General features: G+C 37.8%; 12 protein-coding genes. 11 read left to right on the forward strand and 1 reads right to left on the reverse strand.

Features of this window, described 5'->3' with window-relative positions; all coding sequences use genetic code 11:
- Positions 1 to 498 precede the first annotated feature (498 nt).
- The 10 genes from ASU02_RS16420 (at position 499) to ASU02_RS16465 (ending at position 10,765) form a co-directional block, all read left to right on the forward strand.
- Positions 499 to 1,071, forward strand: coding sequence for a 5-formyltetrahydrofolate cyclo-ligase (locus ASU02_RS16420; protein WP_057765792.1), 573 nt, complete (start codon positions 499 to 501; stop codon positions 1,069 to 1,071).
- Positions 1,064 to 1,849, forward strand: coding sequence for a DUF92 domain-containing protein (locus ASU02_RS16425; RefSeq protein ID WP_057765555.1), 786 nt, complete (start codon positions 1,064 to 1,066; stop codon positions 1,847 to 1,849). Before ASU02_RS16420 ends, ASU02_RS16425 begins: the two co-directional genes overlap by 8 nt.
- A 37-nt stretch (positions 1,850 to 1,886) precedes the next feature.
- The gene (locus ASU02_RS16430) at positions 1,887 to 2,084 is read left to right on the forward strand and encodes a hypothetical protein (protein WP_057765558.1); all 198 of its coding nucleotides are present in this window, start codon (positions 1,887 to 1,889) and stop codon (positions 2,082 to 2,084) included.
- Positions 2,085 to 2,277: 193 nt separating this feature from the next.
- Entirely contained in the window at positions 2,278 to 3,819 is a 1,542-nt protein-coding gene (locus ASU02_RS16435; protein WP_057765560.1) for a rhomboid family protein, read from the forward strand.
- A gap of 113 nt (positions 3,820 to 3,932) precedes the next feature.
- Positions 3,933 to 5,393, forward strand: coding sequence for a spore germination protein (locus tag ASU02_RS16440; RefSeq protein WP_057765562.1), 1,461 nt, complete (start codon positions 3,933 to 3,935; stop codon positions 5,391 to 5,393).
- Between the two features lie 92 nt (positions 5,394 to 5,485).
- Entirely contained in the window at positions 5,486 to 5,689 is a 204-nt protein-coding gene (locus ASU02_RS16445) for a YqgQ family protein (protein ID WP_057765564.1), read from the forward strand.
- Between the two features lie 288 nt (positions 5,690 to 5,977).
- Complete coding sequence (locus ASU02_RS16450) at positions 5,978 to 7,879, forward strand: LTA synthase family protein (protein WP_057765566.1); 1,902 nt, start codon at positions 5,978 to 5,980, stop codon at positions 7,877 to 7,879.
- 106 nt (positions 7,880 to 7,985) lie between these two features.
- Positions 7,986 to 9,173, forward strand: a complete 1,188-nt coding sequence (locus ASU02_RS16455; RefSeq protein ID WP_057765568.1) for a M14 family metallopeptidase — start codon at positions 7,986 to 7,988, stop codon at positions 9,171 to 9,173.
- 111 nt (positions 9,174 to 9,284) lie between these two features.
- Positions 9,285 to 10,427 (forward strand): YqgU-like beta propeller domain-containing protein, encoded by a 1,143-nt coding sequence (locus ASU02_RS16460; RefSeq protein WP_057765570.1) that lies wholly within the window; start codon positions 9,285 to 9,287, stop codon positions 10,425 to 10,427.
- A gap of 23 nt (positions 10,428 to 10,450) precedes the next feature.
- Positions 10,451 to 10,765: an MTH1187 family thiamine-binding protein gene (locus tag ASU02_RS16465; protein WP_057765572.1), complete on the forward strand. Its 315-nt coding sequence runs from the start codon at positions 10,451 to 10,453 to the stop codon at positions 10,763 to 10,765.
- A 68-nt stretch (positions 10,766 to 10,833) separates the two neighbouring features.
- On the opposite strand, the gene ASU02_RS25985 is transcribed toward ASU02_RS16465, so the two are convergent.
- On the reverse strand, positions 10,834 to 11,007 hold the full coding sequence (locus tag ASU02_RS25985; RefSeq protein WP_082631840.1) for a DUF2759 domain-containing protein: 174 nt from the start codon (positions 11,005 to 11,007) through the stop codon (positions 10,834 to 10,836).
- A 285-nt stretch (positions 11,008 to 11,292) separates the two neighbouring features.
- Between ASU02_RS25985 and ASU02_RS16470 the strand changes: the two genes are divergently transcribed.
- Complete coding sequence (locus ASU02_RS16470) at positions 11,293 to 11,928, forward strand: MBL fold metallo-hydrolase (RefSeq protein WP_057765574.1); 636 nt, start codon at positions 11,293 to 11,295, stop codon at positions 11,926 to 11,928.
- The last annotated feature ends 385 nt before the right edge of the window (positions 11,929 to 12,313 follow it).

The following is a 12,313-nucleotide window of genomic DNA, read 5'->3' on the forward strand; positions in this document are numbered from 1 at the left end:
AGTCGCTAGGAGCCGTAGCTGGACAAATAAAAGCCAAGGCGACTGTTCAGCGACGAATGGACTGGAGGGCTCCGGACGAAAGATAAAGGAAACACGGAGAGCGAAAGCGATTCGATGTTGACTTATCGTAGGGAGGAAGCCAGAAGTCCAATAGTCGCTAGGAGCCGTAGCTGGACAAAGAAANAGCGGAGGCGACTTGACAGGGGCGACAAGCATAAGACAGGCCGGATGGAAGGTTGCTCTTTAACCTTCAAGCCGGAATGGCTTATGACCTCGAGCCCCTAGGCGCTGCAGCTGGACAAATAAAAGCCAAGGCGACTGTTCAGCGACGAATGGACTGGAGGGCTCCGGACTGAGATAAAGGAAACACGGAGAGCGAAAGCGATTCGATGTTGACTTATCGTAGGGAGGAAGCCAGAAGTCCAGTAGTTGCTAGGAGCCGCAGCTAGACAAATAAAAGCCAAGGCGGCCAATCAGTACCAAATGGGAGATGAAGAGATGACCAATGAGAAGCAAATAATTCGTAAGCAAATAATGGATGAACTTGCAAAAATTGATAAGCCTCAATATGAACATGATTCTTATGAAATTGCTCAACTGCTTTTTCAGGATCCCCTTTGGAAGGAAGCAAACACTGTTGGGGTTACAATTTCTAAATCGCCAGAAGTTGATACATATCAGATCATAAGAAAAGCTTGGGATGAAGGAAAACGAATAGTCATTCCAAAATGTCTTCCGAAGAAAAAGGAAATGGTCTTCCGGACATTAACGAAATTTAACCAGCTAGAATCAGTATATTATGGGTTACTCGAGCCGATTGAGGCGGTAACAAGAGAAGTTCCAGCAAATGAAATTGATTTAATCATTGTACCAGGGCTTGCTTTTACTAAGAATGGTTACAGAATTGGATTTGGCGGAGGGTATTATGATCGATACCTTGCAGGTTTTGCAGGGCAGACGATTTCACTTGCTTTTACACCGCAGATTGTAGTTGAACTTCCGATTGAAGAGCATGATATTCCTGTAAAAAAAATAATTACTGTAAAAAAGGTTGAAAAAATGAATGATTAGTATCATTTTTCTAAGTTTATTTATTGCTGTCATGGCCTTTTGCGGTTATTCCTTTCGATTATTGACCATGTCGGGCAGCATTGCTGCCTTCTTTGTCGGTCTAGCTGTTAGTCTTGGTTTCGGGATAAAAGGATTAATCATTCTTGGCTTCTTTTTTGCTAGTTCGAGCTATTGGTCAAAATATAAAAAAAGAAATAAAGTGGAAATAGAAGGACGCCATGAAAAAGGATCAAGACGTGATTGGCAGCAAGTTGCTGCAAATGGCGGAACTGCTGCTCTTTTTAGTCTTTTATACCTTATTTTTCCTAAAACGATGTGGATCATTGGCTTTGCTATATCACTTGCTGCTGCGAATTCAGATACATGGGCTTCGGAAATTGGCTCTTTAAGTAAGCGGCGTCCTTTCTTCATTCGTACATTTAAACCAATAGATGCAGGAACATCTGGAGCGGTGAGTTTATTAGGGACCTTTGCGGCAATCAGTGGAGCTTTCACAATTTCTCTATTAGCTTTTTATTTTTTTCATCTGACAATAATTGAAGCAGGTGTTATTTTTGTGTTTGGCTTTGTTGGCAATCTAATTGATACTGTACTAGGAGCTTTCACTCAGGCAGTTTATAGATGTAATGTATGCAAGATAGAAGTTGAGGCACTAAGCCATTGTGGGAAGAAGACAACCTTCATTAGAGGAGTTCCTTTTATGAATAATGACTTTGTTAATTATTCCTCAGGCCTTGCAGCAGCACTTCTAGGAATTCTATTCGTTTGGATAAAATGATAAGGATCATCCCAAACTAGAGATAGGAGGGATGAAAATGGGGCGTATACTATCTATTCTACTTATTGGGTTAGGTGGATATTTTCTTTTCCAGAATCGTTACCGTGCAATGAATGTTCTATTTAAGAACCCATTTTTGCGACGTCTGGCAGTCAGCTCATTCATGGGGATTCCGGGTGTCCGTGATCGAATGATGAAAATGGTGTTTCCGCCTGGACCGGCAGAACTAAAATAAGAAAAAGACCTTTTATAAGGTCTTTTTCTTTTGGGGTTAAATGTATATTTACAAGGGAAATATGTATATGGGTATCTTTCTTTACAAATGGAAGGGTAATTGCCTATAGTTAAAGAAAGGCAGATTTCATGGCGGAAATTGAATGAAAGCCTAATGGGAGAAATTGATTTTTGTTAAGAGAGTGGGAGAAAATTTGAGTTTTCAAGAGGAATATTTATTTTGGCAGATGGCCCATTATTTTATTTCTGATCTAGAATATCGGATTGTTCAATTATCAAAAGAACAGAACGAGATATGGCTAGAGAAAATGGAGAACAAAGAAGCGCAGGTCATCCGATTACTTCGTTATAATTTAGACTGGAGCAATTGGATGCAAAAGGATATTGAGCTGACTGCAATGAATGGGGAAAGAATCAGAAAACAGCTTGCAAAGAGCAGTATGAATGTTGTTAATATTTATGTGACTCCTTATCCTCCTGTAGATGATTATGAATTTAGAATTAGCGAGCCTTTTCAATTCCCTTCCAATGGAAAAACGAAAGTACAATCCATTATTTTTGATCGTGATCATTACGAGCAAGGTTTTGAGAAAGCGCAAAAGATTTTTCATGATTCATTCGAATTCCATTTAGAAGAAAGCTACACAGAGAATGATGTGGACAAATTAAAGCTTTCAGCACTATCTATTGCGTCAAACAAAGCAAAAGAAGAGAAAAGCATTTTTAATCAGGGGAAACCTTTATTTACATATATCTTTATGATTATTCAAGTAGCTGTTTTTCTGTTTCTTGAAGCAGTTGGGAGCAGCACGGATACGTCAACATTGATTAAGTATGGGGCGAAGTTTAATCCGCTTATTCTTGAAGGTGAGTGGTGGCGCTTTTTCACTCCTATTATTCTTCATATAGGGATCTTGCATTTGCTAATGAATACCGTGTCCTTATATTATTTAGGAACAATCATTGAAAAGATCTTTGGCAAATGGAGATTTCTGCTTATCTATTTAATTGCTGGTTTTGGAGGTTCTGTAGCAAGCTTTATTTTCAGCCCTTCCATATCTGCAGGGGCTAGTGGAGCGATATATGGGCTCTTTGGAGCACTCCTCTATTTTGGGGCGGTTTATCCGCAGCTGTTTTTCCGAACAATGGGTTTTAACCTTTTACTTATACTAGGTATTAACTTAATATTTGGATTTTCTATGCCAAGTATTGATATGGCTGGACATATCGGAGGACTAATCGCTGGATTTCTAGCTGCAGGAATCGTGCATTTTCCAAAGAAAAAGAGATTGGTTCTGCAGCTGTTGTTTTTAGTTATAACGGCTGGTCTTTTCGCAGGACTATTGAAATATGGCTTTAATGAGCCAGAAAGATTGATGAATGATCAGTCTGCATTAATTATGGCACAGGAATATATTGAGACAGAAAAGTATGAGCAGGCTCAAAATTTGCTTAAGGATTATTCTAAAGATAAGGAAGTATCTGCTGAGGTCTATTTTTTACTTTCTTATGCAGAAATTAATTTGAATGAGTTTACTCAAGCAAAAGAGCACTTGCAATTGGCCATTGCTAAGAGATCAGATTTTCACGAAGCTTATTATAATTTAGCTCTTATCTTTGTAGATGAGAAAAACTACACTGAAGCAAAAAAATCTGCAGAAAAGGCAGTTGAACTAAAACCTGAACAAGCAGATTATCAAAAAATGCTGAAAGAAATTAATAAATATATAAAATAGCTGGCCCTTTATCTTTAATCATACCTATTATTGGTATGATTTTTTTTTTGAATGTCTAAGCTGATAAATAGTATTCATGGAAAAGTATGGGAGAATGAGGGGGCGGAAATGATTTGGAGCAGCAGGAAAAGAAGAGCGTGCATTTAAATATAGATGAAAATAACTGCTTTTTACAGGAAGAGCTTGGAGTCGAAAAAAGCTTTGATGTGATTCAGCTTGATGTTGTATATGCGGAAAGAAAAATGGCGTTTTTTTTTGTAGATGGTTTTGTTAAAGACGATATTTTGCATTATTTAATGAAAGCGCTTAGTGACTTAGAGAAAGAGCAGTTAGAAAGTGATACTCTTTCAAAGCTAGTTAAACTATATATTCCATATGTTGAAGTGGAAACAGCTGATGATCTAGATAAAGTTGTCGATGCGGTACTGGCTGGTCAAACAGCGCTTGTTGTAGATGAAATTAATAAGGCAATTCTTATTGATGCCCGTACATATCCGGTTAGAGGTCCAGAAGAGCCTGATACAGAACGGGTTGTCCGTGGATCGAGAGATGGCTATGTAGAGACGATTGTATTTAATACAGCATTAACAAGGAGAAGAGTAAGGGACCGAACGTTGAGAATGGAATATATGCAAGTAGGCAGACGTTCGAAGACAGATATCGTGGTGAGTTACATTGAGGATATTGCTGATCCGGATATGGTAAAAAAGATAAAAGATTCTTTATCAAAAATTGATACGGATGGGCTGCCAATGGCTGAAAAAACGATTGAGGAATTTATTTCTGGCCGCCATTGGAATCCTTACCCTATGGTTAGATATACGGAAAGGCCAGATACGGCAGCAGCACATTTATACGAAGGACATGTTTGTATTATTGTAGACGGGTCACCTAGTGTGATCATTACACCCACCACTTTTTGGCATCATCTGCAGCATGCAGAAGAATACCGTAACAAACCTATAGTTGGTGCCTATTTGAGATTGGTTCGTTTTTTAGCTGTTTGGGCATCCATATTTCTGCTGCCTCTTTGGTATTTATTTGCAATCCAGCCCGAGCTTCTGCCTGAAAATCTTTCTTTTATTGGTCCGAATGATACAGGCGAGCTTCCTTTAATTATTCAGTTCTTATTAATTGAGCTTGGTTTGGATATTCTCAGAATGGCAGCTATCCATACCCCATCATCATTAGCAACTGCACTGGGACTTGTGGCAGCTTTAATGATTGGTCAAGTAGCTGTTGAGGTAGGGTTGTTTATAAATGAAGTGGTTTTGTACTTAGCGATTGCAGCAATTGGCACTTTTGCAACACCAAGCTATGAAATGAGCCTTGCTAACCGGCTTATGAGAATAGGGCTGCTGCTCGCAACAAGTTTTTTCCAAACATATGGATTTGTGATCGGGATTTTATTTTTCATTCTTATGCTTGCAAGACTAAAGTCGTTTGGCGTCCCCTATCTTTGGCCGTTTATTCCATTTAATTTACGGGCATTTAGAGACGTTCTGCTGCGGTCCCCCATTCCGCTTAAGAATCGAAGACCAAAATTTTTACATCCTAAGGACCCGGACAGGTAAAGGATTTTTATCCTGCTTGTAGTATGAATGGATTTCACATATACTTTTTATGAGAAAAAGCCAATTATATTACTAAGACAATGGGGTAAAGAATGAAAACAATTTATGACATTCAGCAACTGCTTAAAAGATTTGGAACCATTATTTATATTGGTGACAGGGTGGCGGATTTAGAATTAATGGAGGAGGAGATAAAGGAACTATACAAAGCGGAATTTATTGATCCAAAGGATTATCAGACCGCTATATTGTTATTAAGACATGAGGCGCAGCTATTAAGAGAAAAAACTAAATAAATTTAGAAAGAGCAGCCGTTTTTTTGGCTGTTCTTTTTGTTTATAAAAAATTAATAATTCCCTAAAATTGGACAATCTTGAAACTTTTTGAGGTTTCAAACGTCTAATACTGTGGGTAATGGTAAATTAGCCATCCTTACATTCTACAAAACTAGTGTAAATGGTCAATTGATTTTTTGTAAAAAAAGTATTAAGATATTGTTTGATTTATCCGATTCATCCTAAAAATGGTAAAAATATGAAAATTCCACATCTGTTCTTTAAAAAACAGGGAGGGTATCAGCCGGTATGAATAAATTGAAAGAGTCAAGGCTATCGTTAATTGTAATTGCAACCGTATTGCTTTGGCTAAAAACGTATATTGTCTATAAGACTAGCTTTGATATAAAGATAGAGAACTGGAAGCAAGAGTTTATTTTGTTTATTAATCCGTTAAGCTTTCTGCTTTTTATTTTTGGTATTAGCTTATTTATGAAGGAGAAAAGTAAAAATCGCTATATTCTTATAACCAGTTTTTTCATTTCCTTTGTTTTGTTTGCAAATGTCGTATTTTACCGATTTTTTAATGATTTTCTAACAATTCCTGTCCTTTTTCAAACGAGCAATATGAGTGATTTAGGGAGCAGTGTAAGTGATTTGTTAAGTGTGACAGATTTTGTTTATTTCGCTGATTTTCTATTGTTGGTGCTTATTGTCATGTTCAAACCAAACTTTATTTCCAGCAAACCATTCACAAAAGTAGACCGCAGAGCCTATTTCTTAATTGCAATTGCCTTTGCATTTTTCAATCTGGGATTAGCAGAAACAGAACGCCCACAGCTGCTTACTCGTACATTCGACCGTGAAATGCTTGTGAAGAATATTGGCACATACAATTACCATATTTATGATGTTTTTCTCCAATCAAAATCTTCCGCGCAACGGGCATTAGCAGACGGGAGTGAATTAGTGGATATAGATAACTATATCCATGCAAATTATAAACAGCCGAATGATGAAATGTTTGGCATAGCTAAAGGGAAAAATGTCATCTTGATTTCAATGGAATCAACACAAAACTTTGTTATAAATGAGAAGGTAAATGGCCAGGAGATTACTCCATTCCTTAATGATTTTATTAAAGATAGTTTTTACTTTGAAAACTTTTACCACCAGACTGAACAGGGAAAAACATCGGATTCAGAATTTCTTCTTGATAACTCGCTTTATCCGCTTAACCGAGGTGCTGTTTTCTTTACCCATTCGGGAAATGAATTTAATGCAACCCCAGAAATATTAAAGGATTACGGTTACTATACAGCAACTTTGCATGCGAATAGCAAAAGCTTTTGGAATCGGGATATTATGTATGATTCATTTGGGTACGACAGATATTATTCATTGACTGATTATGAGGTAACTGATGAGAATTCAGTTGGCTGGGGAATGAAGGATATCGATTTTTTTGAGCAGTCTATTCAGCATTTGAAAGAAATGCCGAAGCCTTTTTATACCAAATTTATTACCTTAACCAACCATCATCCATTTGAACTGGGCGAAGAGGATCGGCTGATAGAGCCATATACTTCTGGCAATAAAACAGTTGATAATTATTTCCCAACTGTTCGCTATACGGATGAAGCTATTAAATTATTTATTGAACGGCTGAAACAAGAAGGATTATATGAGGATTCAATTATTGTCCTCTACGGAGACCACTATGGAATTTCCCAAAATCATAATAAAGCAATGGGTGAATTTCTAGGTGAGGAAGTAACCCCGTTTGTTAGTACACAACTGCAAAGGGTTCCTTTAATCATTCATATCCCTGGTCAGGAAGGAAAAACACTCTCAACTGTTTCAGGGCAAATTGACTTGAAACCTACACTTCTGCATTTACTCGGAGTAAATACAAAGAATACGATTGAATTCGGTTCTGACCTTTTTTCAAACGACAAAATGGAATTTACCGTATTGCGTGATGGAAGTTTTATTACAAAGGATAATATTTATACTCGCGAAACATGCTATGATAAAAAGACCGGTGAGCCTACCGATATTGCAGCATGTGAACCATTTATTGAAAAAGCATCTCAGGAGCTTGAGTATTCCGATAAGATCATCTATGGGGATTTACTAAGATTTTACGAAGATGAACAAGTCCATAATTCAGCATTAATTAAAAGTGAACCAGAAATAGATAAAAATTAAAACGTAGAAAAACCTGTATTTATTACAGGTTTTTTTTGAATAAGAGCACAGTCATTTTTTTCTTCCTTTTTTCATATGAATGAATGGATGAAGGAGGGTAAAAATAATGAAGGTCCAAGTACGTTCAGGCGATACATTATGGCATTATAGCCGCCTTTTTATGATTCCTTTAAACTTAATCATTGATTCCAATCCAACGATTAATCCATCCGCCTTACAGATAGGGCAAGAAGTACAGATCCCTGGATTTATCATACAGAAATATACACTGAGAAAAGGCGATACATTCTGGAAAGTTAGTGAGCCCAGACATTTATCAGTTGACGCGCTTCTTTTATTAAATCAAAAAGTTAACCCAAATCATTTACAAGCTGGAAAAACAATTGACATTCCCCAAAGAGTTATTTCACCAGTCGTCAATGGGAAAAGGCGCTACAACTTTAAAGCTTTAACAGAAGACATTGCTCAACTGAAATCCATCTTCCCATTTATTCAAGTAAATAATATAGGTAAAAGTGTATTAGGGAAACCTATTCAGGAAATTCGTCTTGGCAAGGGGACGAAAAAAGTACATTTTGATGCATCCTTTCATGCGAACGAATGGATAACTTCGGGTATAATGATGTCACTTCTGAATCATTTTCTGTTATCATTAATAAATGTGAAGCCAATACGAGGGATGGCAACTATGCCTTTATACCAATCAGTAGACCTTTCAATTGTGCCAATGGTCAATCCGGATGGGGTGAATTTGGTTATAGATGGACCTCCGGATGAGATGAGAGAACAGGTGTTGCGAATTAATAAAGGAAGTACGGATTTTACTGGCTGGAAGGCTAATATAAGAGGTGTGGACTTAAATGATCAATTTCCAGCAAAGTGGGAAATAGAGAAGGGAAGAACAGCAGAGAAAGCGCCTGCACCACGGGATTATCCAGGGGATGCGCCTTTAACTGAGCCAGAATCGATAGCTATGGCTAATCTTGCAAGAACAAGGCAATTTAATCGTATGCTTGCTTTCCATACCCAAGGTGAAGAGTTTTATTGGGGATTTGAAGGACTTGAACCACCTGAATCTCAAGTGTTAGCTGTTGAATTTGCACGAGTAAGCGGGTATACGCCAGTACAATATATCGATAGCTATGCAGGGTATAAGGATTGGTTTATTCAAGATTTCCGGAGACCAGGCTTTACAATTGAATTAGGGTCCGGGATAAATCCGCTGCCATTATCTCAGTTTGATGAAATATTTGAAGAAGTTCTGGGTATTTACCTTGCTGCACTATATATGTAAAATGAAAAAGCCGATAACGGCTTTTCTTTTTGAAACATTTTTGAAATAATTGAAACATTTCTCTCATGTTTTCGTATAATTAGATAATTGGATTGAAAGGAGGGGTGGAGATTGCTTTGGAATAAAAGACGGAAATACAGAAAGGCTCTTTTTTTATGTGTTTTCCTTTCGCTATTTCTTGCAGGATGCACATTAAATAAAGAGACAGAACAGCATACGCTCAAAAACCATCAAAAAGAATTGGAAAAGGAATCGATTCCACCTTCCTTTCACGAGCAAGAAATAATGTTGCCTATCCAAACAGAGAATGGTCAATTTAACAGTGTAAGTGGCTGGTTAAATAATGAAGAAATTGTATACATAACGAATGTTGGGTTAGGATCGCATGTATATACCTATAATATATTTACTGGTAAGAACCAATTGATCTTTGAAAGTGAGTCACCAGTGGCCTCGGTAATTGCTAGTCCTTCAGGGAAACGTTTGTTGGTTCATACAGCGCCAACATCATTTGAAGGCATAATTACTATCATTGATCAAAACGGGAAAGAGATCATGTCTGAAAGAATGGAGGCGTTTGACTTTGCTTTTGAGTGGAACCCTTATGATGAGGACCAACTGCTCCTTTCTTCCTTTACAGAAAGCTGGGATTTCTCCTCTTATCAAATGAATCTTAAAGACAAAAAGCTGATCCCAATGCAATTAAAGGAGCCATTTGCGGGCTGGAAGAGTAAGGATGAGCTCGTTTATTTAGATTGGGGTCAAGAGGAAGCGTTATTATTTGCCCCCCTAAAGCAGAGGTCTATTTTTAGTGAGCAGGACAAAACAATATTAGACAAGATATACTATATGAAGGCGATAAAGAGTTTAATCATGACCATTACGGTTCCTTCTGATAAAATAAATGAGTCAGCATATACTTTTCTATCCAGTGATCTTAATAAGCTAGCAGATTTAAACATCCCGCATTTAACAAGATTTTCTGACTGGCTTATCCCCTATTTTGATTTTGATGAGAGAGATCACTTTTACACATTTGCTCCACTTTATAGTTCAGAAGCTGATACGTACGCGGAAGGATTCCAGCTTCTTTCACTAAATATCAAAGATGGAGAAAAGACAGTGGTTTTCGAGAATCTGGAGAATGAGCCTTTAAGCTGTTCTCCAAATGGAAGTCATTGTTTATATGGGTTTTATTTTGAAAAGCTAATTAATATGGATTCGAAAGAAATTATGCCTATCATTAAGGAATAATAAGTTAGAAAAGGATGATAAAAATGGCAATAGTAGATGTAACCGTAATTCCAATTGGGACTGAAACACCGAGTGTAAGCAGTTATGTAGCTGATATTCAGCGAGTATTAAAGGAGTATGAAAAGAAGGGGCAAATACGCTTCCAATTAACTCCGATGAATACAATAATCGAAGGAGAGCTTCCCGTATTATTCGAAGTAATCCAGGCTATGCATGAGGTTCCTTTTGAAAATGGACTGATGAGAGTAGCAACGAATATTCGTATAGACGATAGAAGAGATGTTAAGAGAAAAATGGAAGAAAAGGTTCAACGCGTTGAAAGCCAGCTCAATCAATAAAAAAAGAAGGATTCCTAAGAGGGGATCCTTCTTTTTTGCCGCCTATGTTCAAGGCGCATATCACTATTCTAGTGTGTTGCAGGGTATCCGCTATTGATTAGAGTTAATAATGCAAATCCTCCAAATACAACGAATGAACCGGCAGCAAATACAAAACCTAGAATATTTTTGTTTTTAAGTGCACTCCAAGCACCATAAGCTGCTAAAATGGCAACTAAAAAGAAGATAATAACGATTCCCATAAATAAAAAGCCCCCTTTTGTTATGATAATCAGGCGTATGCCCATTGAAAAATCATATTCAGGTATGGAACCTGTATGTAATGCTATATATACATTCGTATTATATTCTATATTTTTTTCTCCTGTTTGTCGAGGTCAAAAAGTGACACTTCTATGTCGTTCATTCTACTATTCCCTATAATAGTAGAAAATATCTTCATTTTCCGATAATAAATGAGTTTCCTTTAATTTCTTAGTTCATTTAGTGTAAAATTAGTGCATAATCCATAACTGGAGGTGTTGATCATGGAATGGCATCAAATTCCATTAGGTTTACTACAAACAAATTGTTATATTGTCTCGAAGAAAGACAATAGTTGCTTAATTTTTGATCCAGGTGAAGAAGCTGGAAAATTAAGCAGCTTTATACAGGAAAAACAGCTGACTCCTCTTGCCATTATCCTAACACACGCACATTTTGATCATATAGGGGCAGTGGAAGAGATAAGACAGGAATTCAATATCCCTGTTTATATACATGAAAAAGAAGCGGATTGGCTAGTTGATCCTACGTTAAATGGATCACAATTGTTTGAAATTGGCAAGCTAGTGAAGGGAAACCGTGCGGATTATGTATTGACGAATGAAAGGGAGTTGGAAATTGGTGAGTTCATCTTCCAAATTGCAAAAACACCAGGTCACTCACCAGGAAGTTTGTCATTTTACTTTAAAGAAGCGGGATTTGTGATAGCTGGTGATGCATTGTTTAGCGGCAGCATTGGGCGAACCGACCTTCCTGGAGGGGATCATGCTCAGCTTCTTAAAAGCATTCATGAGCAATTACTAATTCTCCCCGAAGAAACGATTGTACTTCCGGGACATGGCCCGGCAACAACGATCGGACAAGAAATGGATTCAAATCCCTTCTTAAATGGATTTTAATCAGAAAAGCGCAGGCGACTGTTTAGTGGCGTATGGACTGGAGGGCTCCGGATTGAGATAAAGGAAACACGAAGAGCGATAGCGATTCGATGTTGACTTATCGTNCGCTAGGAGCCGGAGCTAGACAAAGAAAAGCGCAGGCGACTTGGTCACCCCCGACAAGCACAAGGCGAGCCTGCCGGAAAGGTGTTCTTTACCTTTCTGGTAGGATTGACTTGTGACCTCGAGGGGGTAGGCGCCGGAGCTGGACAATTAGAAAAGCGCAGGCGACTGTTTAGCGGCGTATGGACTGGAGGGCTCCGGATTGAGATAAAGGAAACACGAAGAGCGATAGCGATTCGATGTTGACTTATCGTNNNAAGGAGGAAGCCTGAAGTCAAGTAGC

The sequence above is a fragment of the Cytobacillus praedii genome (genome assembly GCF_001439605.1).
Taxonomy (GTDB): domain Bacteria; phylum Bacillota; class Bacilli; order Bacillales; family Cytobacillaceae; genus Cytobacillus; species Cytobacillus praedii.

Excerpts from the sequence above, each read along its gene's own strand:
- ASU02_RS16420 (WP_057765792.1), top strand. The coding sequence starts at position 499 with ATGACCAATGAGAAGCAAATAATTCGTAAGCAAATAATGGATGAACTT.
- ASU02_RS16425 (WP_057765555.1), top strand. The coding sequence starts at position 1,064 with ATGATTAGTATCATTTTTCTAAGTTTATTTATTGCTGTCATGGCCTTT.
- ASU02_RS16430 (WP_057765558.1), top strand. The coding sequence starts at position 1,887 with ATGGGGCGTATACTATCTATTCTACTTATTGGGTTAGGTGGATATTTT.
- ASU02_RS16445 (WP_057765564.1), top strand. The coding sequence starts at position 5,486 with ATGAAAACAATTTATGACATTCAGCAACTGCTTAAAAGATTTGGAACC.
- ASU02_RS16450 (WP_057765566.1), top strand. The coding sequence starts at position 5,978 with ATGAATAAATTGAAAGAGTCAAGGCTATCGTTAATTGTAATTGCAACC.
- ASU02_RS16455 (WP_057765568.1), top strand. The coding sequence starts at position 7,986 with ATGAAGGTCCAAGTACGTTCAGGCGATACATTATGGCATTATAGCCGC.
- ASU02_RS16465 (WP_057765572.1), top strand. The coding sequence starts at position 10,451 with ATGGCAATAGTAGATGTAACCGTAATTCCAATTGGGACTGAAACACCG.
- ASU02_RS25985 (WP_082631840.1), bottom strand. The coding sequence starts at position 11,007 with ATGGGAATCGTTATTATCTTCTTTTTAGTTGCCATTTTAGCAGCTTAT.
- ASU02_RS16470 (WP_057765574.1), top strand. The coding sequence starts at position 11,293 with ATGGAATGGCATCAAATTCCATTAGGTTTACTACAAACAAATTGTTAT.